The following is a 21,775-nucleotide window of genomic DNA, read 5'->3' as shown; positions in this document are numbered from 1 at the left end:
GCAAAAGGTGAGTGCCCGGCGTCGTTCTTCAATGGTGAGGCGGGCTTAGACTTCCACGCCAAATACGTGCATGGCGGCCTTGTAAAACGGCGGCACAATCAGCACTATTCCGGCCACCACAGCCAGGATGCTGAACCCGAAGCAGACGTAGGAACCAAATTTGGCAGCGCCCGGGGAGTTTGCTTCCGGATCATCACTGACAGCATCCAGCCGCACGCCCAGGGAGTACATGGTGACGACAAATACGGCGCCAACCAAGGTGACGATGGCGACAATGACGAATCCAAACCAGTCAATCATTTGTTGCCCTTCTTAGCGTCAATCTTTGCCTTGTCCTTGGGAGCTTCCGCCTGCGCGGCAGCCTTGGTCATGGCCTTCAAGACAGCCGTATCGGCACGGTCCAAGGCCGTTTGCGCGTCGGCGCGGACGGCGGCGGTTTCGGCAGCACGCCTGGCTGCCTTTTCGGCCACCTTCTGTGCGGCACGGGCCTTGGCGGCCAACTTCTCGCGCTCCTTCTTGCTGGGGATGTTCAGCGCTTCACCCACGGCGTCAACGTCACTGATGGCGTTGTTGTGGTCAACCACTTCACGCTGTGACCTGTAGAACATGAACAAGATGGCGCCCAGCCCCAGGATTGCCACGATGACCAGGCCTACTGTGCCGGTGCGGATCAGCAGCGCGGCAAGGCCACCCACAATGGCCGCCGAAGGCAGGGTCAGGAGCCAAGCAATGCCAATCTTGCCAATGGCGCCCCAGCGTACTGTGGCACCCTTGCGGCCCAGTCCGGAGCCAATCACGGAGCCGGAGGCCACGTGCGTGGTGGAGAGAGCGAAGCCAAGGTGGCTGGAGGCCAAAATGGCGGCTGCCGTGCTGGTTTCAGCGGCGAAACCCTGGGCGGGCTTAACGTCTGTCAGGCCGGAGCCGAGCGTGCGGATGATGCGCCAGCCGCCGGCATACGTACCACCGGCAATCGCAATGGCACAGGCTGTGATGACCCAGAGGTGGGGACCTGTTCCTGCTGTTTGCAAGCCCGATGCCACCAGTACCAAGGTGATTACACCCATGGTCTTCTGGGCGTCATTGGTGCCGTGAGCCAGTGCCACGAGGGAGGAACTGAAGACCTGTCCGCGGCGGAAACCGCCACGTTTCTGAGTCAGCTTGTCTCCGGAGTCCGGGTCGGAACGGCGGGTAATACCGTACGCCAGCCGCGTACACAGGTAGGCGACCAGGCCGGCAATGGCCGGCGCCAGGATGGCCGGCAGGAGCACCTTGGAGATAACCACCATGAAGTTCACTGCACCGAATGACCAGGTACCGACGATCGCGGCTCCGATAAGCCCACCGAACAGTGCGTGGGACGAGCTAGAGGGCAGGCCCAGCAACCAGGTGAACAAGTTCCACAGCACGGCACCCATGAGCCCGGCGAAGATCATCTCCGGGGTGATGGCGACACCGTTGGGCCCGCCCTCATTGATGATGCCGCCGGAGATGGTCTTGGCCACCTCGGTGGAGAGGAAAGCACCCACCAGGTTCAAGATTGCGGCCAGGGCCACAGCAGTCTTGGGTTTGATGGCGCCGGTGGCAATGGGAGTTGCCATGGCGTTGGCTGTGTCGTGAAAGCCATTCGTAAAATCAAAGAAGAGGGCCAGTGCTATGACTAGCACGACCATGAAGGTGAGATCCACCCGCGATCCAATCTTGAGGGGGCAAAGGCGAGACTACAAGAATTATTGAGCAGGAAACTTTGTGCCACCGCCCATGACATGAGACAGCGCTGGTGAACCCAACCGCTACGATCCTACGACGATTTTCCCACGCTTGGTGCCCAGAACCCAAGCAGCAGGTTAACGGAAGGTGAACACGGGGTTAACCCCGGCACTAAGAGCGCGCACTAGCATTGGTCCAAGAGCCGCCTGAGCCGAGGTGCTCGCTATCCGCATCACCGTGACGCCGGCCCGTTTTCTGGAAGGACCCCTTGCAATGAGTAACCTTGAAACTAGCCCAGATGAGCTGCTTTGCCCCAGTGATCCCGGGCCTTTGGTGGCGGGCGTGCAAATCTTAGCGCCGCGCCTGGTGCCCTTGGGCGGCCCCCGTGCCATGACCGTGCGGCGAACTCTGCCACAACGAGGCCGCTCCCTCATTGGGGCGTGGTGTTTTGTTGATCACTATGGTCCCCATCATATAAAAAACAACCCGCCCATGGCAGTCCCGCCACATCCTCACACCGGGCTGGCTACCCTTAGCTGGCTCTTTAGCGGAGAAATCCTGCACGCCGACAGCGCCGGGAATCACACCTTGATCCGGCCCGGGGAGCTGAACTTAATGACTGCCGGCCGTGGCATCAGCCACTCGGAGTATTCAACGCCCACCACCCACACCTTGCATGGGGTTCAACTGTGGGCGGCGCTGCCGGACGCCGCACGCTTTACCTGGCCCAAATTTGAGCATTACCGGCCAGTTCCACGGCAACTACCCGGAGTGGTCATCAGTGTCTTCCTGGGCTCAGCACTGGGCGAGCACTCCCCCGTTGAGACATTCACGCCCATCGTGGGTGCCGAGATCAGGCTCGACGCAGGCGCCGCGTTGACACTTGATCTGACCCCAGGCTTTGAACATGGATTCCTTGTTGATACTGGATCCCCGAGCATTGCCGGCACCACGGTTGCCAGCAACGAGCTGGCCTACTTGGGGCTGGGACATGACACGGTGCACCTGGTTGCAGGCAACGCCCCTGTCCGGCTGCTCTTCATAGGAGGCGAGCCCCTCAACGAGTCCATCCTGATGTGGTGGAACTTTGTGGGCCGAACTCACGAGGAGATCGTGGCGTTCCGGGCTGCCTGGCAAGCCGTGATTGGGCAGGAGCCGGGCGGTGCGCAGTTTACTTTCACCCTGCCCACCGGCCAGCGTGATGCCCCTCTGCCAGCTCCGGCGCTGCCTACGGTCAGGCTGCGTCCACGCGCCAACCCGAGCTGAGGGCAGAAAGTTCCCTGGCCAGTCTTGGCTACTCTTGGCTGAGGTTGGCCCGCACGCGCGGGGCAACCTCAGTGGCGTAGAGCTCAATGCTTTTCATCAGGGACGCGTGCGGCAGCGTGCCGTGAGAGTATTTCAGATCAAACCGCGAGAGTCCCAGTGTCTTCGCTACCCGGGTGATCTTTTTCGCCACAGTTTCGGGTGAACCCACCACGAGTGCGCCGTTGGGTCCGGCCGTGGCATCAAATTCTGCACGGGTCAGGGCCGGCCATCCCCGGTCCTTGCCAATACGGTTGTGCATGATGGCATAGTGGGGCCAGAGCTCATCCATAGCTTCCTGGTCCGTTGCGGCAATATGGCCTGGTGAATGGACGCCAATGGGCTGGCCGGGCTGGCCGAATTCCTTCAATGCCCGGTGATAGAGCTCGGCAAAGGGTGCAAACTGCGCAGGCTCTCCCCCAATGATGGCCAGCATGAGCGGCAAGCCGTAGTGGGCGGCCCGCACCACCGATTGGGGGCTGCCACCCACGGCAATCCAGGTCTTCAGCGTGCCGGACTCCATGGCCGGGTACACGCTCTGCTGGTGAAGTGCCGGGCGTAGATTACCGCTCCAACTGACGGGTTTTTCCTTGAGCAGTTCGGTGAACAATTCAAGTTTTTCCTCGAAGAGCTCCTCATAATTGGCCAAATCAAGGCCGAAGAGCGGGAAGGATTCCGTGAAGGACCCCCGCCCAAGGATCACCTCCGCGCGGCCGGAGGAAACGGCGTCGAGCGTGGAAAAGCGCTGATACACGCGGATGGGGTCATCGGAGCTCAGTACCGTGACGGCCGAGCCCAAGCGGATGCGCTGTGTTTGCCCGGCAATGGCTGCCAGCACCATATCTGGGGCGGAAATGGCGTAATCGTCACGGTGATGCTCTCCCACGCCAAAGTAGTCAAGGCCCAAGGTGTCAGCCAAGACGGCTTGTTCTACGACGTCGCGAATCACGTGCGCGGCGCTCTTGGGCGCTCCCGTGGCGTCTAGGGTGATGTCACCGAAAGTGTCCAACCCCAGTTCGATGTGCCGGGGTGAGGAAGTGTTCGTAGCCAAGGGGGTTCCGTCCAATCTCAAAGAAAGATGCGTTTGCATCTAAGTGGGGAACTGTTGTGCCACTCAAACTATTCCCGCCGCGGCTAGTTGCGGCGCAGCTAGTGGCGGCGCGGCTAGTGAGGCCGAAACTCAGGCCTGCCTGGCCATGAGTCCGGCTTTGCTCCGGTAGACGGCCAGAAAACTGCTAATTCGCCGGATGGCTTCTTCAATGTCACCCACGGAAGGCAGGATGACGAAGCGGAAGTGGTCAGGGGTGGGCCAGTGGAACGCGGTGCCGTGGCTGACCAAGATTTTCTGATCCTGCAGCAGATCGATCACAAATTTCTCATCCGAGTCAATGGGGTAGATCGCCGGATCGAGCTTGACGAACAAGTACATGGCCCCCGCTGCCGGGACGCAGGAGACACCGGGCAGAGCGTTCAGGAGCTCCGAGGCCCTGTCCCGCTGTTCATGTAGGCGTCCACCGGGCTTTGTGAGGTCGTTGATGCTCTGGTAGCCGCCCAGTGAGGTTTGAATGGCATGCTGGGCCGGCACGTTCGAGCACAGGCGCAAGGAGGCAATGAGTTCCAGTGCCTCCTTGAATCCGGCCATGGCGGAGCGGGGACCAGAAAGTGCCACCCAGCCCGCCCGGTAGCCTGGCATCCGGTACGCCTTGGAGAGGCCACTGAACGTGAGCACACACACGTCTTCGGCTAGCGAGGCCATGTGAATGTGGCTGCGGCCGTCGTACAGGATCTTCTCGTAGATCTCATCCGAGAAGATCACCAAATCATGCTTACGGGCCAGCTCCATGAACTTTTCCAGGATGTGCCGCGGATACACCGCACCTGTGGGGTTATTGGGGTTAATGATGACAATGGCCCGGGTTTTCGGCGTAATTTTCGCCTCAACATCGGCCATATCAGGCCACCACGCCGTCTCCTCATCACAGAGGTAATGCACGGGCACACCCCCGGTGAGTGTGACGGTAGCGGTCCACAGTGGATAGTCCGGTGCTGGGATAAGGACCTCGTCACCGTTTTCCAAAAACGCCTGCAGCGTCATGGAAATAAGTTCGCTGACACCATTACCCACGAAGATATCATCCACACCGATCTTCATCAGACCCTTGGTTTGGTAGTACTGGGAGATAGCGGTCCGGGCCGAGAAGATGCCCTTGGAATCGCTGTAGCCCTGTGCCCCGCGGAGGTGGTGGATCATGTCTACGACAATGGATTCCGGCGCCTCAAGGCCAAACGGGGCCGTATCGCCTAAATTCATGCGCAGGATCCGGTGCCCCTCCGCCTCCATTTTCTGGGCGGCGTGCAGGATGGGACCGCGAAGTTCGTACCGGACATTGGCTAGTTTTGAAGAATGTTGCATGGGGCGCATACATTCCATCTTCACACAAGGGCGGGTGGCCAAAGCCGCATTGTCCGCATTCCGGTCAGCCGTGCCCCGCGCTGCGGCAAGGACGCCTTCACTCTTGAATGACGCTGAGCACGTTTCCTGCAGGATCCCTAAACCAGGCAATCAAGGGCCCGCCCTTGCGGAAAATCCCTGCAGAATCCGTCTCCATCGGGGTGCCCGCGTAGTGTTCAAGTTCCACACCGGCCCGCACCAACGCCTCCACGGCGCCTTCGATCTCGGGAACAGGAAAGTTCAAAACAGTGAAGGATGCTGGCTGATGCGCGGCACCCTTGGGATAGAGAATAATCTTTGACCCGCCGGGCGGATGCAATGAAAGCATCCCGTTCTCCTCGCTGACCACCAGCCCCAGAGTTCCGCCATAAAATGAACGTGCCACAGCAATATCATCGACTGAGAATCCACTGAAGGCGCTGCTCTTTTCAAACATGGTGAGTACTTCCTTCTTGCCAGCGTGTGCCTATCCTCATCCAGTGTAGTTATCAGGGGTAGGGGGGCACCAGAGAATTTTTTTACTTTGCTTGAACTTCCCTGATGTGGGCGCGCTTCCTGAGGCCCTGAATTCCGGCGAGTGCTACAGGGATTTTTCCGAGGCTTCCTTGACTTGTTTGCGCAGGATCTTGCCCAGCATGGAGCGTGGCATGTCCGGCACTTCAATGATCCGCACGGGCACCTTGTACCGGGCCAGGTATTCCTTGCAAAAGGCGCGCAGGCCGGGCTCGTCCAACACAGTCCCGGCTTCCAATTGGACGGCTGCCACTACCATCTCCCCGCCCCTTGGGGAGTTCGCACCGAACACGGCAGCCTCAAGGACGGACTCGTGCCGGCGCAGCACCTGCTCCACCTCGGAGGGAGAGACGTTGAATCCGCCCGTGATGATCAGCTCCTTGGCGCGGTCAACTATGGTGGTGAATCCTTCCGGATCAACCGTGACAATGTCCCCGGTACGCAGCCAACCGCCGTCGGTCAGAGTTTTTGCAGTTTCCTCCGGATTGTTCCAGTAGCCCGGAAATACCTGCGGGCCTTTGAGTAGCAGTTCTCCCGGCTCGCCCGCAGTGACCTCGCGGGAGGGATCCTCAATGTCCACAACCTTCATCAACGTTGATGGGAAGGGAACGCCAATGGTCCCTGTTCGCCGCGTTGAGGCGAACGGGTTTCCCAGCGCCACAGGTGAGGACTCGGTCATGCCATACCCCTCAACAAGGAGCCCTCCGGAGACTGACTCCCAGAGCTCCACCACGTGTTCGGGCAAGCTCATGGCCCCGGAGATGGCGAATCTGATGGACCGCAGTGACACCCCTTGTTCCTGGGCGGCCACTGCGGTGCGCTCGTAAATGGGCGGCACGGCGCAGTAGACGGTGGCAGGAGTCTTCTTCATGGCGGAGATCACTAGATCCGTCTCGAATTTGGGGAAGAGAACAAGCAGGCCCTGTTTGCGGATACCGAAGGTGAGGTAGAGGGTCATGCCGAAGGCATGAAACATGGGCAGCACGGCGTAGAGGACCTCATTGCGCAATTGCGCACCTTGCATCCAGGCCTCGCCCTGCAGCGCATTGGCGTAGAGGTTGCGGTGGGTGAGCATGGCACCCTTGGGCCGGCCGGTGGTGCCGGAGGTGTAGCCAATAACCGCCAGGTCCGCCACGCCGGGCCGGGTGGCCGAGGCCCCAAGAGCCTCACCGGCTAGGAGTTCGCGCCACGGCATGGTCCCTGGGGCGGGCCCTGACAATGCCTCGCGGGAGGTTCGCATTTTCCGCAACGGCAAGGACAGAGCCAGGCGTTTGACGGTGGGAAATTCCGTCAGCAGATTCACCGAAATGATCCGCTCCGGAACCATCCCGTCGGGGAAACTCGCCACGGCGGATATGGCCTTGTCCCAGACAATAGCAATCCGGGCACCGTGATCCTGGAATTGGTGTAGGAGTTCCTCCGAGGTGTACAGCGGATTGTGCTCCACCACCACAGCGCCCAAGCTCAACACCGCGTAGAAGGAAACCACGTGCTGGGGGCAGTTTGGCAGCACCAACGCCACCCGGTCCCCCGCCCGGACTCCAAGCCGGCTCAGCCCGCCCGCGGCTCGGGCTACCTGCTGCCCTAGCTGGCGGTAGGTGGTGCGGCGGCCAAAGAATTCCATGGCCGGGCTGTCTCCAGCTTCCTGCACAGAGCGTTCAAACATATCCACCAGAGATTCCGTGGGCATCTGAATCTCTGCCGGAACACCCGCCTGATAGTTCGCTACCCATGGTTGCTGGACAGGGCCCGGTGATTCGGCCGTGGTGGTGCACTCGTTGTTCGGCATGGTTCCATCTTGCCGCTTGCAGAGAGAATTCTTCAAACATTTACCCGTGGGTGCTGGACTCATGGCGTGAGGCTCGTTAGCGTGGAATCACTGACCTTGTAGGAAATAACTTACAGTAAACTACTTGGACTTATTGCCTTACGAATAGCAGCACTTTCACTACTAATGCACTATAAGGAGAGCCGTCATGGGTTTTATCGGATGGATTATTTTGGGCCTCATTGTCGGGGCTATCGTCAAGGCCATCATGCCCGGCAAGGTAGGCGGCGGCTGGGTCACGAGCTTGATCCTTGGCGTGGTGGGCGCCGTGGTGGGCGGCTGGATCGGTGACGCTCTCTTTAACAAGGGTGAAATGGGCTTCTTCAATATCTGGTCCTGGATTCTGGCCATTGTGGGTGGTTTGGTGGTTGCCGGGATTTACGGTGCTATCACCGGACGCAGCAAGACAGCCGCCTAGGAGCTTCTGAACCGTGATATTAAATCAACGAGGCCCGGCCACAGCGCCGGGCCTCGTCACGTCCGGAGCAGCCGTGGCTAAAGCCGGCGCTCCAGCCCCTGACGACGACCGCAAACCGGACACCCCCGCCCAACTGCCAGCAAAGTCATGGAAGTACGCCGGGCGGCGTTCATTGGCCAAGTTCAGCGCAGATGGCTGCACGGATCTAGCAGCATCACTGACCTACTTCGGCGTGCTCTCCCTTTTCCCGGCGCTTCTGGCCCTGATCTCGATCATGGGTCTAGTGGGTCAGGCAGAACAGACCTCCGCACTTCTGCTCGATATGGTGAGCCGCGCTGCTGGCCCCGATACTGTTGAAGCCATCCGGCAGCCAGTAGAGCAGCTGACAAGTTCCCCCGCTGCCGGGTTGACCCTAGCTCTGGGAATTATCACGGCTCTATGGTCCGCCTCGGGTTATGTTGGCGCCTTTAGCCGGGCCATGAACAGGATTTATGGCATGGATGAGGGGCGGCCCATCTGGAAACTGCGCCCAGTCCTGCTACTAGTGACACTGGCCGTAGTTCTCTTAGTGGCCATCATGGCCCTAATGGTCTTAGTCTCTGGGCCCGTAGCACAGGCTGTGGGTGAGGTGTTCGGAATCGGACCTGCCGCTCTCACGGTCTGGTCTATCGCCAAGTGGCCCGTGGTGGGTATCTTGGCAGTGGTGCTGATTGCCATCTTGTACTACTTCACCCCTAATGTGCGTCAGCCAAAATTCCGCTGGATTAGTATTGGTGCTACCGTCGCGTTGGTGGCCGTAATTGTGTCTTCAGCAGCGTTTGGCCTGTACGTAGCAAACTTCTCGCACTACAACAAAACCTACGGAACCATTGCTGGCATGATCGTGCTGCTGCTCTGGATGTGGATTATGAACCTGATGCTGCTGTTCGGGGCCGAGGTAGACGCAGAACTTGAACGCGTGCGTGAACTCCAAACAGGGATCAAAGCGGAATCACAACTTCAGCTGCCCCCGCGCGATATTTCCGCCAGCGCCAAGAAACAAATCAAAGAACATCAGCTTCTCACCGAGGGCCGCCAACTACGTACCGAACTAAGCACAGATGCGGAGCCTCCGGTGAGTAAAACTGCCGAGGCCCGCACTCTGCTGTGGCTCGCCGGAATCGGCGCCGGTGCCCTTGTTGTGTCCGCGGTACGCGCCCGGCGGCGTCAACCCTGAGTGTGCCACTCGGCGAGAGCGTCGCAGAAGCGCCCGCTGACGCTCCCGGAGGGAAACATCCAGTGGCCCTAAAAAACTGTCCGGGGGCAGGTTTGGGGCCTCTTTGAAGCTGTTGCATTTCTCACAATTGGGGAATTTTCCATCTCCTTAGCACAGACCCGCGATGCCCTGTTGCCCGGAAATAATTGATAGGCTGGGAAGTCGGCCCTGCTCTCTTAACGAAAGCTGCCGCAACCACTCCCATTCCCTCTAAGGAGAACTAAGCCTCAATGACATCCGTGGCCACTGAATCACCGCGTGAACAGCTCTGGAATCGCCGTTATGACGAGAACATTGCTCCCATCACCGAACTTTGCGACTCGCTGGCCGAAGCGCGGCCCGAGCAGCAAGTGGCCTACGTGGACCCCGTTCACGACGTGGACGAGTGCAAGATCATCAGCCTGTTCTCAAACGTTGGCGAATTGGACTCCTCCGGGTTCGTCACAGCAGGAGATGAGCAGGCAGCCACACGGCTTCTGGGCATCCACTGGCAGCTGGGCCTGCGCCCCAGCTACGTCATGCCGTGGAACGTCCACCCTTGGTTCACCCCGGGCGAAGCCAATGGCCGCCTCACGGCACCCCAGATTGAGCAGGGCCTGCGCCCGCTCGTAAAATTCCTCACACTTGTACCGCGCGCCTCAGCTTTGGTTGCCCACGGCACCGAAGCGCACCGGTTGGCGGATCAGTTGTTGAAGGCTCAGGGCCCCATGCTGTACAAGCGCGGTTTTGGAATTTACAAGGTCCGCTCACTATCCGGCCGTAGCTTCGCTGGCTCCGCGGAGCGTCAGGAGCAGTGGCTGCTGGAATCCGCCAAGGCCTATGCCGAGTCAATGACGCGTAACGGAATCACCGTCAAGGGACGCTAAGGCTTCACCCCGTTCCTCTCCCATTGCACCAACAAAGCGGCCCCAGCCATGACGGTTGGGGCCGCTCTTTGCTGGTTTGGGAGTATGGACCGGACACCACACAGGGAAGTGAACTGTTGGGTTCTAGTGCGGCGGACCAGCCGGTGGGCTAACACCGAGTCAGAGCAACGCCCCGCCAGGTTTTCCAGGACCGCCTTGCACGTTACCCAAGCCAGGCAGCTCTGAACCGGCAGCAGTGATCCACTCTGACAAGGCCGGCCGTGCTGCACAGAGTGGCTCTCAGTGCGGCCGCGCAACAGAGCCGTGTCGTAGGCGGCTTGAAGTGCTGCCATGTCAATTTTCTTTCCTCTCATCAGGGCGACAAAAAAACGCGTTGGGCACCTGCGTCCATCCAACTCAAAGCAGTCAGTGGCCAAGGCCCCTCGAAAATACTCAAGGAAACACGCCCGGCGCAACAATGCCTGCCCCGGGGTATTATCCATCCTGCTGCAAACGGGGTGTGCAAACCTCTCTTGGGGACCGCTGGCGCAGAACTTTTTTCGACTAAACTTGGCCGAGTGACGCAAACGAATTCCAAACAAAGTTCCAAAACCCTCATCTATGCCGCCATAGCGGACCTTGTGCTGGTAGTGCTGTTCGCCCTCTCTGGCCGAAGCTCCCACAGCGAATCACTCACGGCAGCCGGCGTACTCCAAACCGCCTGGCCCTTCCTGGCTGCACTGGCCATAGGCTGGCTTGTGTGCCGCATGTGGCGGGCCCCTCTGGCCATCTGGCCCCAGGGCGTGTGCCTGTGGTTGATCACCGTGGCTGGCGGTATGGCCTTGCGCATCCTCTCCGGGAACACCGCCGAACTGCCTTTTGTCATTGTTGCCACCCTGGTCTTGGCACTATTCCTGCTGGGCCATCGGCTCCTCGCAACATTCGTAACACGACGGGCCAAACGAGCGTGATTCAGGCAACGATTGAGTTACGATCGTTAGAAGCTTTTAGCCGCAAAGACAAGCCCCACGAGAGGGAACACACCTGTGATCACCGCATTTGTCCTGATTAAAACTGATGCCACCCGGATTCCCGAGTCTGCCCAGGAAATTTCCGAATTGGTCGGAATCAGTGAAGTTTATTCAGTGACCGGCGAGTGGGACCTTATTGCCATTGCCCGGGTAGAAAAGCATGAGGATCTGGCCGACGTTATTGCTGACAAGCTCTCGAAGGTGAAGTCGGTTGTTTCCACCACCACGCAGATTTCCTTCCGCGCCTACTCCCAGAATGATCTGGACGCGGCTTTCTCCCTCGGCTTCGACCACTGAGCCCCGGTATGCAGCTGGAAATTGCTGTTCAGGACGTCCCCGGCGCACAGCTCGCAGCCGCCCATGGAGCGGCCCGCATTGAGTTGTGTTGCGCCCTGCAACTGGGCGGGCTGACGCCCTCCCAAGGACTACTCCAAAGCGTCCGCTCTGCTGAACCGGCTCTGCCCATTCACGCCCTAATTCGGCCGCGCCCGGGAGACTATGTCTACGACGAGGCCGCTGTGGCGCTCATGGTTGCGGAGATCAAGGCCATGCGCGACGGCGGTGCCACCGGAGTAGTCATTGGGGCCCTCACAGCGGCTGACACCATTGACTATCAGAGCGTCCAGACATTGGTGGCGGCCGCCGATGGATTGCACATCACCTTTCACCGGGCTGTGGACCATCTTTCTTTGTCCGACGCCGTTGCCGCAGTCCCACATCTGGCTGACTTGGGCGTCTGCCGCATCCTCAGCTCCGGTGGGGCCGCCAGCGCAGGAACCGGGCTGGAACAGCTGCAAGCCATGCATGAGGCATCGGCAGGAGCATTGAGCATCATGGCAGGTGGCGGTGTGAAAATCTCCGACTTCGCCGCGTTCTACGACGCCGGTCTGCGTGATGTGCATCTTTCAGCCAAGCGGACCCTCAACACCAGGCCCCCTGGCCACCTCACGGGTGCGGCCCTGGCTGAGGATCACAGCTATTTCGCTACGGATGCCGCGCTGGTGGAACAAGCCGGACAAGCCGCGCGAGCCCTTCACTAGCCAGTGCCTGAACTGAGCCGGGGCGTCCCTGGCCTTGGGACTGCCCGGGCTCGGGAGTACACGGAATTAGGGCTATTACGACTTGGGACGGCCAAGGCTGGGGTATTGGGCGTGTTTGTAAACCGCCAGGGAAAGTCTCTCTTGGGCTAGGCCTGTTCGGCTTGGCCGCCCAAGGCGACCCAGTGGCTCAGGACCGTGGCAGCCGCGCCACTGTCAATAGCTGCTTCAGCCTTGGCTAGGCCAGCTGCCATACGTTCCTGCAGCGTACCCAGCCCGGAAACGTTATACGCCACCAGCCCTGCCGCCGCGTTCAGGACCACGGCGTCGCGTACGGGCGAATGTTCCCCATCCAGGATGCGGCGCACCACCTCGGCATTGAAGGGGGCATCTTTCCCCCGCAGGTCCTCGATGGTGGCACGGGGAATGCCCAGCTCCAGGGGTTCAAAGTGACTCTCGGTGATCTGGCCTTCCCGCACTTCCCAAATGGTGGAGGTGCCCGTGGTGGTAAGTTCATCCAGGCCATCGCTGCCACGGAACACCAAAGCCCGCACGTTCCGGGCCGCCAGGACGCCCGCCATGAGTGGGGCCATGCGGGCATCCGCCACACCAATGGCCGAGGCAACCACCCTGGCTGGGTTAGTAAGCGGGCCTAGGAAGTTGAAAGCGGTGGGGACGCCTATTTCCTTCCTGGCAACTGCGGCGTGGCGCATGGAGGGGTGGAAGAAATTAGCGAAGCAGAAGGTGATTCCCACCTCTGTCGCGGCCCGGGTGAGAATCTCCAGCGGCAAATCCAGACGCACGCCCAGGTTCTCCAGAACATCAGCTGACCCTGCCGCTGAGGAAGAAGCACGGTTGCCGTGCTTGACCACCGTAGCCCCGGCGCCGGCGCACACCAAGGCGGCCATGGTGGAAATATTTACCGTATTTAAGCGGTCCCCGCCGGTGCCAACAATATCCAGCGCGTCTCCTGGAACATGCAACGGCCTGGCGTTCTCTAGCATTGCCTCGACGAGTCCGTTAACTTCCGCGACGGTTTCACCTTTGGCTCGCAGCGCCACCAGGAACCCGGCGATCTGCACATCCGTAGCATTTCCGGCCATGATCGTGTTCATGGCCCACTGAGTTGCATCCTGTCCAAGATCTTGACCCGCGATCAGTGCGCCGATCAGATTGGGCCAGGTGTGTGTGCTTACCGGAATGTTTTGGAGAGGATTCACCCTCCAGATATTAGACGAATAAGTGACAACTCCGGCGTTTGTGACCATTGACACGTGGAGCGTGTTGTGCATACAGAACTGGGTTTTTGCTGTGAATACGCAGGAATTTCGCAAGTTTGTAGAAAAAGATCACGTGATCGGAGTTTTGCATTGGGTTCTGAGGCTTTTTATAGACATAATGTCTATGTGACAACTGCGACCCATGCCCCCAGTACCCCGGCGCATCCGACGCTGAACCGCCCGAACATGGTTTCTGTAGGAACCGTAGTTTGGCTGTCCAGTGAGCTGATGTTCTTTGCCGGCCTTTTTGCCATGTACTTCACACTGCGCTCCACCACAGGTGGTTTGTGGGCTGAAGAAACGGCCAAGCTGAACTTCCCGTTCGCCTTGGTAAACACCCTCATCCTGGTTTCCAGCTCCTTCAGCTGCCAGATGGGTGTGTTCACCGCGGAGAACCTTCGGCCTCGCCGCACTGGACGCCTCTTCCAATTCTCCAAGTGGGGAATGACGGAGTGGTTCCTGTTGACCTTCGTTCTTGGTTCAATCTTCGTTGCCGGTCAGACGACCGAGTACGCGATGCTGACTTCCGAGTACGTGACCCTGAATTCAAACGCCTATGGCTCCGCCTTCTACATAACGACTGGTTTCCACGGCCTGCACGTTATTGGTGGTCTCATAGCATTCCTCCTTATCATTGGCCGCGCCTATGCAGCCAAGAAGTTTGGACACTTCGAAGCTACGAGTGCGATCGTGACTTCTTACTACTGGCACTTCGTGGATGTTGTGTGGATTGGCCTCTTCTTGGTCATCTACGTGCTGAAGTAAGCTGCCAACAGCTCTCTTCTCTACAAGGTAAGAATTAGCATTTGCGGCTCTCACTAGGGGCTGCTGGATATAGATCAAAGGAACCACCAAGTGAAGGCACTCTCGCAGAAGCGACGTCATCCGCTGGCCGCACTAGCGTTGCTAGTGATGGGGCTCATGCTGACAGGTGGGCTATACGCCGTTGTCACAACCGTGAATCAGGCTAAGGCCGATACCACCACTTACACAGCGCAGGAAGTACAAGAGGGCGAGAAGCTTTTTATTGCTAACTGCGCCACCTGTCACGGCCTCGGCGCCAACGGCACTGACGCAGGACCGTCTTTGGCCGGTGTTGGCGCCGCAGCTGTTGATTTCCAGGTTGGCACGGGCCGCATGCCCATGCAGATGCAGGGCCCGCAGGCTCGGCAGAAGCCGAAGCAGTTCACCACCTCCCAGACCCGTGAAATGGCTGCCTATGTAGCCACGCTCGGTGACGGTCCGGCACTGCCTGAAGAGCAGTACATCGACGGTGGCGGCGACGCTGCTGTTGGCGGCGAGCTGTTCCGTGTTAACTGCGCCATGTGCCACAACGCTGCCGCTGCCGGTGGCGCCCTGACACGAGGCAAGTTCGCACCCCCGCTGGCTGGTGTCTCGAGCAGCCACATCTACAGCGCCATGGTGACCGGCCCGCAGAACATGCCGGTCTTCAACGACACGAACATCACCCCTGAAGGCAAACGCGACATCATCACCTTCTTGAACACCATTGAAAACCAAGGTGCGCCTGGTGGAGCACAGCTTGGCTCACTGGGCCCTGTCTCAGAAGGCTTGTTCCTCTGGACCGTGGTTCTGGGTGTCATCATCGGATTTACCATTTGGCTCACCTCACGGACTTCCTAAGTCCCAAGAAGCCTTAAGATTTTGGCTGCAGCTGCAGCCACAGAAACATACATTACGACCCCGGGAATGTACCGGGATAAGAGAAGGATGAGGGGATTATGGGCAACCATAGTGACGGCTCGCCGATAAGCTCGGACGCCGTAGCTAAGGCTGGTCACGAAGAGGTGGATAAGTTCCAAGACCCGGGACTGCCTCCACATCGTTTGCGACTAGCTGACACGGACCCCAAGGCTGCAAAGCGGGCCGAACGCCAGGTGGCATGGCTATTTATCATTTCCATTGTCGGAACCTTGCTGTTCTTCGTCGCCTACTTCGGTATCCGTCTGGATGACACTTTCGGCCCGCTGCGTCTGCAGAACACACTTCTGGGCTTGGGCGTGGCCTTCGCCATGCTCGGCATTGGAACGGGCATTGTGCACTGGGCCCGTGCCCTCATGCCGGACCACGAAGTTGCTGAAGAGCGCCACGCGATCCGCAGTGAAGAGGATCGCTTGGCCGCTGTGCAGATCGTCAACGACATTTTGGACGAGACAGGCATCAAGCGCCGTCCGCTAATTCGCAACACGCTCATCGGTGCTGTGGCGCTGGCACCCCTGCCTGCTATTGCAATCTTCCGTGACTTGGGCCCCCTTCCGGGCGACTCGCTGCGTCACACACTCTGGAAGGAAGGCGAGCGTCTTGCTCGCGACCCTGACGGCACTCCGATCAAGGCCTCTGATGTCACCATCGGCTCAGCATTCCATGTGATTCCTGAATCGTTGAACAGCCTGACCGAAGGCAAGATCGCTGCCAAGGCCAAGGCCGTTGTACTGCTGATGCGCTTGAACCCCGAAGACCTCAACCCTTCGCAAGGTCGTGAGGACTGGGGCTACAACGGAATCGTTGCCTACTCCAAGATCTGCACCCATGTTGGGTGCCCGGTTGCACTGTACGAACAGCAGACGCACCACCTGCTGTGCCCTTGCCACCAGTCGACTTTTGACCTCACGCAAGAATGCAAGGTCATCTTTGGACCCGCCGTTCGCCCGCTGCCTCAGCTGCCTATCGCAGTTGATGCTGATGGCTACCTGGTGGCTCAGAGCGACTTCCACGAACCTGTTGGACCAAGCTTTTGGGAGCGTGGCTAAACCATGTCTACAACACAGCAAACACCCGCACAGGAAACACCGTTCGTTCCCGCAACCGCCACGGGCCGCATCACCAACTTTGTTGATGAGCGTGTGGGCGGCTCAGGCATACTGCGTGAATTCGGCCGGAAGGTCTTCCCTGACCACTGGTCCTTCATGTTCGGTGAAGTCGCCCTGTACTCCTTCGTCATCTTGCTTCTCTCGGGCACTTTTTTGACGTTCTTCTTTGATCCGTCCATGGCGGAAACACATTACAGTGGCCCCTATGTCCCGCTCAAGGGTGTAGAGATGTCAGTGGCTTACGATTCCACGCTGCGGCTCTCCTTTGAGGTACGTGGCGGCTTGTTCATGCGCCAGGTCCACCACTGGTCAGCCCTGCTCTTCGTGGCCGCTGTCTCTGTGCACATGCTCCGTGTGTTCTTCACCGGCGCATTCCGCAAGCCCCGCGAGCTGAACTGGGTGGTGGGCGGTGTACTGCTCATCCTCTCCATGGCTGCAGGCTTCACCGGCTACTCCCTTCCCGATGACCTGCTCTCAGGTAACGGCCTACGCATCATTGACGGTGTGGTTAAGTCCATCCCCGTCATTGGAACTTACATCTCGTTCTTCCTGTTTGGCGGGGAGTTTCCGGGTACGGCCATTATTGGGCGTTTGTACATGTTGCACATCATGTTGGTCCCAGCCATGATCCTGCTCATGATCGCGATTCACCTGTTCATGGTTGTTGTTCACAAGCACACGCAGTACCCTGGCCCCGGACGTAACGACCGCAACGTAGTCGGCTACCCGCTCGGCCCGGTATACGCTGCCAAGGCCGGTGGCTTCTTCTTCATTATGTTCGGCATCATTGCCTTCATCTCCGCGACCTTCCAGATCAACCCGGTATGGAACTACGGCCCCTACGATCCCTCCCCGGTTTCCGCAGGCACACAGCCTGACTGGTACATCGGCTGGGTCGATGGTGCACTTCGCTTGATGCCAGGGTGGGTGTTCAACATTCCGATGGAGTGGCATATCCCGTTCCCGTGGGGCACCAACACGCTCTCGATGAACGTGCTTGCCCCTGCTCTGATCCCCGCTGGGATTGTGTTCACCTTGCTGTTCATCTACCCGTGGATCGAACGCTGGGTGACCCGGGACAACCGTGAGCACCACGTGCTTGACCGGCCGCGCAACGCACCAACGCGCACCGCTATTGGTGTTGCAGGCTTCATCTTCTACTGCGTCATGTGGGCAGCTGCCAGCTCCGACTTGATCGCAACGCACTTCGAGGTCTCCCTCAATGACGCGTTGTACTGGATGCGGGCGCTATTCATCGTTGGTCCGATCCTTGGCTTCATCATCACCAAGCGAGTTGCTTTGGCGCTCCAGCGCAAGGACCGTGAGATTGCACTACACGGCCGTGAGACCGGTCGCATTGTGCGCCTGCCGCACGGTGAGTTCCAGGAAATCCACGCACAGCTCGATGACTACAAGCGTTACAAGCTCGTAGGCTTCGAGTCCCCCGTTCCTGAAGAAGGCATCCCGAACGAAAACGGCATTGTGACGAAGAAGGAAAACCTGCGCTCCAAGCTCAGCAGCTTCTTCTTCGAGGATCGTGTAGCTCCGGCCGCACCGTCCGAGCTCGAAGCCGGTCACCATCACGAGGCTATTACAGCCGCTGACGATGACAAGGCGATCACACACTAATTTTGTGAGAGATCTGTAGTTCAAGAGAAAAGGCGGTTCCCATAAGGGAGCCGCCTTTTCTCTTTGTCGTTCAGTATTTCCCAATTTCCCAACACTGCTACGCGCCGTAGCTTCTCGGGTGGAGATAGCCAAAGGAGCCGTGCTCACGGTTCACCCCACCAGCGCCTGGAAGGCACAGCTGCCCGGCCACAGCCCTGCAGTAGACGCGGTCTAATACATACGACGAGGGCGCACGCCAGGACGTTGCAGGGGCACACGCAGCTTATAGCGATCAGCTCGGTAGAAGGACACCGAGTAGTCAACCGTGGACCGTGAGACAAAGGCATGGCGTTCGGTCCTCAGCACGGGCGCACCAATATCCACGTGCAATAGCCGCGCAATGGACGGTGTCGCGGCATTTGCCTCAATGGTGTCCTCGCCCCATTCAATGATGAGCCCATAACGCTCCCCCAACACGTTGTACAGGGATGCCGGCGGTCCGGCGTCGAGAATCCCGGGCACCCGCCAGGCCGGGATAAAGTTTTCATCCACGCTCATGGGCAGGTCATCAGCCAACAGCAAGCGGCGCAGCCGGATCACGGCCTGGCCTTCCTCAATTTGAAGTTCTCGGGCAAGCCGTGCAGTGGCGGGAATCTGCTCAAAGGCGAGGGTACGTGCCGCGGGGCGCAGTCCGCGTCGGGCCATTTCTTCTGAGTAGGAGGTGAGCTTGAGAGTGAGATCGAGTTTTGCCCGGGCCACAAAGGTACCCACGCCCACCACTCGCTCCAGCAGTTCTTCTTCTACCAGGGCTTCAACAGCCTGACGAAGAGTCATGCGAGCAACACCGAAGCGTTGGGCCATGTCCCGTTCCGAGGGCAGTTGCCGACCCGGCTTGCTGTGCTCTACTACATAACTGCGCAACAGTTCCCGCAGTTGGATGTGCACCGAAACTGGGGTACTCCGATCCAACTCACCCGGGATCTCGTACGCCGATGGCACTAAATAGCTCATGATTGTCCTCCCCTCACAAGTACCACCCTAAAACACGACTACTCTCTATACAGAACCATCTACCGTAGGAGTAATCATGTACACCCGGAAAGCCTTAGTTGCCGCAAGCGTAGGCTTGCACGCGCGTCCGGCTGCCGTCTTTGTCAGGGCCGTCAACGGCACTGGGCTACCCATCACACTGGCGAAAGCCGGCAGTGTCCCCATTGACGCACGCTCACTTTTGGCTGTCATGAGCGCCGACTTTGAGCACGGCGCCGAAGTGGAGATCAGCGTCGCCCCCAGCGACGCTCCTGAAGAGAGCGTAACGGCCGCTGTAGACCAGCTGGCAGCCTTGCTTCTCACCGATCTGAGCGGCACTCTCTGACAGGCACTCGGGGCTTTACCGTCCCGCACGTGGGCGCAGCACCAAGAAACATTGACGCTGCACATCCTAGCAACACTAGATCACAGCAACACAAAAGGGATTGCCCCGCACCACTGGTGCGGGGCAATCCCTTTTGTGTTGCTGATCCTGTATGAAACCTGTTTAATGCAGGGCGAATTTAGTGTGCGTGGTCTCCACGGCTGTACTCGTAGACCCAGCCAACCAACGCGATCACGGCCAAACCGGCACCGAAGAGGAACACCCACCAGCCAACAGCCAAGCCCAAGAAGCCAAAGAAGCAAGCCAAACCAAGGACTAGCGGCCACCAGCTCCAAGGGCTGAAGTGCCCTTGTTCGCCAGAGCCTTCGTGGACCTCAGCGTCGAGACGGTCCTCGGGACGTGGCCCGATTCTGTTACCGGTGAAGTGCAGGTACACACCCACCATGAGGCACAGCGCGGAGAGCAGCATGAGCGCGAGGTAACCCACGTGCTCCTGCCAATCCACCATGAAACCGTAAACAACGGCTACAGGAATAAAGAACACACCCAGCAGCATGAAAAGCCAAGATTCTACCTTCACTTTGCAGCTCCCTTCGAGGATGCAGTCACAGGCTGAACTGGCTGGTAATGCGGGGCCAGCTCAGGATGGTGTAGATCCAGTGCCGGACGCTCCGAACGGATACGCGGCAAGGAGGTGAAGTTGTGACGTGGCGGCGGGCAAGAAGTTGCCCACTCCAAGGAAGCACCAAAGCCCCAAGGATCATCAACCTCAACCTTCTTGCCACTGCGCCAGGTAATGTACACGTTCCAGAACCAGGGGATCATGGACGCGCCCAGAACGAACGACGAAATGGTGGAGAACTGGTTCATCCAAGTGAAGTTATCTTCAACAAGATAATCAGCGTAACGACGCGGCATACCCATAACACCCAACCAGTGCTGGATCAGGAAGGTGCCATGGAAGCCCAGGAACAAGAGCCAGAAGTGGATCTTACCAAGGCGCTCGTTGAGCATCTTCCCTGTGAACTTGGGCCACCAGAAGTAGAATCCGGCAAACATGGCAAAGACCACGGTTCCGAAGACCACGTAGTGGAAGTGAGCCACAACGAAGTACGTGTCCGAGACATGGAAGTCCAGCGGCGGTGAGGCCAGGATGATTCCGGTCAGGCCACCGAACAAGAACGTGACAATGAAGCCAAGGCTCCACAGCATGGGTGTTTCAAATGTCAGCGAGCCTCGCCACATGGTGCCGATCCAGTTGAAGAACTTCACACCCGTTGGTACGGCGATCAGCATCGTCATGAAGGAGAAGAACGGCAACATTACCTGGCCGGTCACGTACATGTGGTGTGCCCACACAGTGACGGACAGCGCAGCAATGGAAATGGTTGCAAACACCAGACCCTTGTAACCGAAGATCGGTTTGCGGCTAAAGACCGGGAAAATCTCGGAAACAATACCGAAGAACGGCAAAGCAATAATATAGACCTCGGGGTGGCCGAAGAACCAGAACAGGTGTTGCCACAACAAGGCTCCACCGTTTTCGGCATCAAATATATGAGCCCCAAAACGTCTATCTGCTCCCAAGGCGAACAATGCAGCGGCCAACGGAGGGAAGGCCATCAGGACCAAGATGCCAGTGATCAGCGTGTTCCACGTGAAGATGGGCATACGCCACATGGTCATGCCCGGGGCACGCAGGCAAATGATCGTGGTAATGAAGTTCACGGAACCGAGAATGGTACCGAAGCCGGACAGCGCCAAACCGAAGACCCAGAGGTCTCCACCGACGCCAGGGCTGTAGGTGGTGTTTGAGAGCGGTGCGTAGGCGAACCAACCGAAGGCTGCTGCGCCCTGGGGGGTGAGGAACCCGGCCACGGCGATGGTGCTACCAAAGGTGAAGAACCAGAATGCCAGCGCGTTCAGTCGCGGGAAGGCAACATCGGGTGCACCGATTTGCAGCGGCATAATGACGTTGGCAAAGCCAGCAAAAAGCGGTGTTGCAAACATCAGCAGCATGATGGTGCCATGCATGGTGAACAACTGGTTGTACTGATCCTTGGTCTGCAGAATCTGCATACCAGGCTCAAACAACTCTGCCCTGATGATAAGCGCCATGACGCCACCAAGACAGAAGAATATAAATGATGCGATCAGGTACATGTACCCGATGGTTTTGTGGTCGGTGGAGGTGATCCAATTGACGACAATGCGTCCCTTGGAAACCGGAACGACTCTAGGAGCAGCTGAATTGACTTCAGTTGCCGAGTACTCGAGCGTAGACACTTTCCTC

Annotated in this window: 22 protein-coding genes; 12 read left to right on the top strand and 10 right to left on the bottom strand. The window is 58.8% G+C overall.

All coding sequences use genetic code 11. From position 1 onward, the window contains the following. Positions 1 to 45: 45 nt before the first annotated feature. Positions 46 to 300, bottom strand: coding sequence for a hypothetical protein (locus RY113_RS04935; protein WP_110106481.1), 255 nt, complete (start codon positions 298 to 300; stop codon positions 46 to 48). Beyond that, entirely contained in the window at positions 297 to 1,685 is a 1,389-nt protein-coding gene (locus tag RY113_RS04930) for an inorganic phosphate transporter (RefSeq protein ID WP_110106480.1), read from the bottom strand. Before RY113_RS04930 ends, RY113_RS04935 begins: the two co-directional genes overlap by 4 nt. 295 nt (positions 1,686 to 1,980) lie before the next feature. Between RY113_RS04930 and RY113_RS04925 the strand changes: the two genes are divergently transcribed. Next, complete coding sequence (locus RY113_RS04925; protein WP_315913718.1) at positions 1,981 to 2,973, top strand: pirin family protein; 993 nt, start codon at positions 1,981 to 1,983, stop codon at positions 2,971 to 2,973. A gap of 28 nt (positions 2,974 to 3,001) precedes the next feature. Here the strand turns inward: RY113_RS04925 and RY113_RS04920 are convergent, their stop codons facing one another. The 4 genes from RY113_RS04920 to RY113_RS04905 form a co-directional block, all read right to left on the bottom strand. Beyond that, positions 3,002 to 4,060 carry an LLM class flavin-dependent oxidoreductase gene (locus RY113_RS04920; protein ID WP_245932201.1) on the bottom strand — a complete coding sequence of 353 codons (1,059 nt, stop codon included), beginning with the start codon at positions 4,058 to 4,060 and terminating at the stop codon, positions 3,002 to 3,004. Between the two features lie 129 nt (positions 4,061 to 4,189). Next, positions 4,190 to 5,431 (bottom strand): pyridoxal phosphate-dependent aminotransferase, encoded by a 1,242-nt coding sequence (locus RY113_RS04915; RefSeq protein WP_315913717.1) that lies wholly within the window; start codon positions 5,429 to 5,431, stop codon positions 4,190 to 4,192. Positions 5,432 to 5,519: 88 nt separating this feature from the next. Then, positions 5,520 to 5,897: a VOC family protein gene (locus RY113_RS04910; RefSeq protein WP_315913716.1), complete on the bottom strand. Its 378-nt coding sequence runs from the start codon at positions 5,895 to 5,897 to the stop codon at positions 5,520 to 5,522. A gap of 144 nt (positions 5,898 to 6,041) precedes the next feature. Next, the gene (locus RY113_RS04905; protein WP_315913715.1) at positions 6,042 to 7,763 is read right to left on the bottom strand and encodes a long-chain-fatty-acid--CoA ligase; all 1,722 of its coding nucleotides are present in this window, start codon (positions 7,761 to 7,763) and stop codon (positions 6,042 to 6,044) included. A gap of 187 nt (positions 7,764 to 7,950) precedes the next feature. Here RY113_RS04905 and RY113_RS04900 point away from each other — a divergent pair, with 187 nt between their 5' ends. The 6 genes from RY113_RS04900 to RY113_RS04875 all read left to right on the top strand — a co-directional run bounded on the left by RY113_RS04900 (position 7,951) and on the right by RY113_RS04875 (position 12,391). Beyond that, on the top strand, positions 7,951 to 8,220 hold the full coding sequence (locus tag RY113_RS04900; protein WP_110106474.1) for a GlsB/YeaQ/YmgE family stress response membrane protein: 270 nt from the start codon (positions 7,951 to 7,953) through the stop codon (positions 8,218 to 8,220). 13 nt (positions 8,221 to 8,233) lie between these two features. After that, positions 8,234 to 9,436, top strand: a complete 1,203-nt coding sequence (locus RY113_RS04895) for a YihY/virulence factor BrkB family protein (RefSeq protein ID WP_315913714.1) — start codon at positions 8,234 to 8,236, stop codon at positions 9,434 to 9,436. A 269-nt stretch (positions 9,437 to 9,705) separates the two neighbouring features. Continuing rightward, positions 9,706 to 10,341: a uracil-DNA glycosylase gene (locus RY113_RS04890; RefSeq protein ID WP_110106473.1), complete on the top strand. Its 636-nt coding sequence runs from the start codon at positions 9,706 to 9,708 to the stop codon at positions 10,339 to 10,341. A gap of 557 nt (positions 10,342 to 10,898) precedes the next feature. After that, positions 10,899 to 11,291, top strand: coding sequence for a DUF3054 domain-containing protein (locus RY113_RS04885; RefSeq protein ID WP_315913713.1), 393 nt, complete (start codon positions 10,899 to 10,901; stop codon positions 11,289 to 11,291). Positions 11,292 to 11,366: 75 nt separating this feature from the next. Continuing rightward, positions 11,367 to 11,648: an Lrp/AsnC family transcriptional regulator gene (locus tag RY113_RS04880; protein WP_110106472.1), complete on the top strand. Its 282-nt coding sequence runs from the start codon at positions 11,367 to 11,369 to the stop codon at positions 11,646 to 11,648. An 8-nt stretch (positions 11,649 to 11,656) separates the two neighbouring features. Further along, positions 11,657 to 12,391 carry a copper homeostasis protein CutC gene (locus RY113_RS04875; RefSeq protein WP_110106471.1) on the top strand — a complete coding sequence of 245 codons (735 nt, stop codon included), beginning with the start codon at positions 11,657 to 11,659 and terminating at the stop codon, positions 12,389 to 12,391. A 146-nt stretch (positions 12,392 to 12,537) separates the two neighbouring features. Here RY113_RS04875 and trpD read toward each other — a convergent pair whose 3' ends face one another. After that, entirely contained in the window at positions 12,538 to 13,608 is a 1,071-nt protein-coding gene (gene trpD, locus RY113_RS04870) for an anthranilate phosphoribosyltransferase (protein WP_245932199.1), read from the bottom strand. A gap of 186 nt (positions 13,609 to 13,794) precedes the next feature. Between trpD and RY113_RS04865 the strand changes: the two genes are divergently transcribed. The 4 genes from RY113_RS04865 (at position 13,795) to RY113_RS04850 (ending at position 18,128) form a co-directional block, all read left to right on the top strand. Beyond that, positions 13,795 to 14,433 carry a heme-copper oxidase subunit III gene (locus tag RY113_RS04865; protein WP_179442420.1) on the top strand — a complete coding sequence of 213 codons (639 nt, stop codon included), beginning with the start codon at positions 13,795 to 13,797 and terminating at the stop codon, positions 14,431 to 14,433. Between the two features lie 90 nt (positions 14,434 to 14,523). Then, a complete protein-coding gene (locus RY113_RS04860) occupies positions 14,524 to 15,312 on the top strand; it encodes a c-type cytochrome (protein WP_110106468.1) in 789 nt (262 codons plus the stop codon). A gap of 98 nt (positions 15,313 to 15,410) precedes the next feature. After that, on the top strand, positions 15,411 to 16,439 hold the full coding sequence (locus RY113_RS04855) for a Rieske 2Fe-2S domain-containing protein (protein WP_315913712.1): 1,029 nt from the start codon (positions 15,411 to 15,413) through the stop codon (positions 16,437 to 16,439). Between the two features lie 3 nt (positions 16,440 to 16,442). Next, positions 16,443 to 18,128: a cytochrome bc complex cytochrome b subunit gene (locus RY113_RS04850; RefSeq protein ID WP_110106466.1), complete on the top strand. Its 1,686-nt coding sequence runs from the start codon at positions 16,443 to 16,445 to the stop codon at positions 18,126 to 18,128. A gap of 210 nt (positions 18,129 to 18,338) precedes the next feature. On the opposite strand, the gene RY113_RS04845 is transcribed toward RY113_RS04850, so the two are convergent. Beyond that, positions 18,339 to 19,118: a GntR family transcriptional regulator gene (locus tag RY113_RS04845; RefSeq protein ID WP_110106465.1), complete on the bottom strand. Its 780-nt coding sequence runs from the start codon at positions 19,116 to 19,118 to the stop codon at positions 18,339 to 18,341. 76 nt (positions 19,119 to 19,194) lie between these two features. Here RY113_RS04845 and RY113_RS04840 point away from each other — a divergent pair, with 76 nt between their 5' ends. Next, positions 19,195 to 19,482 carry an HPr family phosphocarrier protein gene (locus RY113_RS04840; RefSeq protein WP_110106464.1) on the top strand — a complete coding sequence of 96 codons (288 nt, stop codon included), beginning with the start codon at positions 19,195 to 19,197 and terminating at the stop codon, positions 19,480 to 19,482. A 178-nt stretch (positions 19,483 to 19,660) separates the two neighbouring features. On the opposite strand, the gene RY113_RS04835 is transcribed toward RY113_RS04840, so the two are convergent. Together RY113_RS04835 and ctaD are read right to left on the bottom strand one after the other, a co-directional pair. Further along, on the bottom strand, positions 19,661 to 20,062 hold the full coding sequence (locus RY113_RS04835) for a cytochrome c oxidase subunit 4 (RefSeq protein WP_110106463.1): 402 nt from the start codon (positions 20,060 to 20,062) through the stop codon (positions 19,661 to 19,663). Beyond that, positions 20,059 to 21,768: a cytochrome c oxidase subunit I gene (ctaD, locus tag RY113_RS04830; RefSeq protein WP_110106462.1), complete on the bottom strand. Its 1,710-nt coding sequence runs from the start codon at positions 21,766 to 21,768 to the stop codon at positions 20,059 to 20,061. Before ctaD ends, RY113_RS04835 begins: the two co-directional genes overlap by 4 nt. Between the last annotated feature and the right edge of the window lie 7 nt (positions 21,769 to 21,775).

It is taken from the genome of Arthrobacter sp. lap29 (assembly GCF_032458965.1).
Taxonomy (GTDB): Bacteria; Actinomycetota; Actinomycetes; order Actinomycetales; family Micrococcaceae; genus Specibacter; species Specibacter psychrochitiniphilus.
Note: the sequence above shows the minus strand (reverse complement) of the source record. Positions and strands in the feature narration are given on the sequence as shown.

Bases quoted from the DNA above. Each gene is read 5' to 3' on its own strand.
- RY113_RS04935 (WP_110106481.1), bottom strand. From the start codon at position 300: ATGATTGACTGGTTTGGATTCGTCATTGTCGCCATCGTCACCTTGGTT.
- RY113_RS04925 (WP_315913718.1), top strand. From the start codon at position 1,981: ATGAGTAACCTTGAAACTAGCCCAGATGAGCTGCTTTGCCCCAGTGAT.
- RY113_RS04915 (WP_315913717.1), bottom strand. From the start codon at position 5,431: ATGCGCCCCATGCAACATTCTTCAAAACTAGCCAATGTCCGGTACGAA.
- RY113_RS04910 (WP_315913716.1), bottom strand. From the start codon at position 5,897: ATGTTTGAAAAGAGCAGCGCCTTCAGTGGATTCTCAGTCGATGATATT.
- RY113_RS04905 (WP_315913715.1), bottom strand. From the start codon at position 7,763: ATGCCGAACAACGAGTGCACCACCACGGCCGAATCACCGGGCCCTGTC.
- RY113_RS04900 (WP_110106474.1), top strand. From the start codon at position 7,951: ATGGGTTTTATCGGATGGATTATTTTGGGCCTCATTGTCGGGGCTATC.
- RY113_RS04890 (WP_110106473.1), top strand. From the start codon at position 9,706: ATGACATCCGTGGCCACTGAATCACCGCGTGAACAGCTCTGGAATCGC.
- RY113_RS04875 (WP_110106471.1), top strand. From the start codon at position 11,657: ATGCAGCTGGAAATTGCTGTTCAGGACGTCCCCGGCGCACAGCTCGCA.
- RY113_RS04855 (WP_315913712.1), top strand. From the start codon at position 15,411: ATGGGCAACCATAGTGACGGCTCGCCGATAAGCTCGGACGCCGTAGCT.
- RY113_RS04850 (WP_110106466.1), top strand. From the start codon at position 16,443: ATGTCTACAACACAGCAAACACCCGCACAGGAAACACCGTTCGTTCCC.
- RY113_RS04845 (WP_110106465.1), bottom strand. From the start codon at position 19,118: ATGAGCTATTTAGTGCCATCGGCGTACGAGATCCCGGGTGAGTTGGAT.
- RY113_RS04840 (WP_110106464.1), top strand. From the start codon at position 19,195: ATGTACACCCGGAAAGCCTTAGTTGCCGCAAGCGTAGGCTTGCACGCG.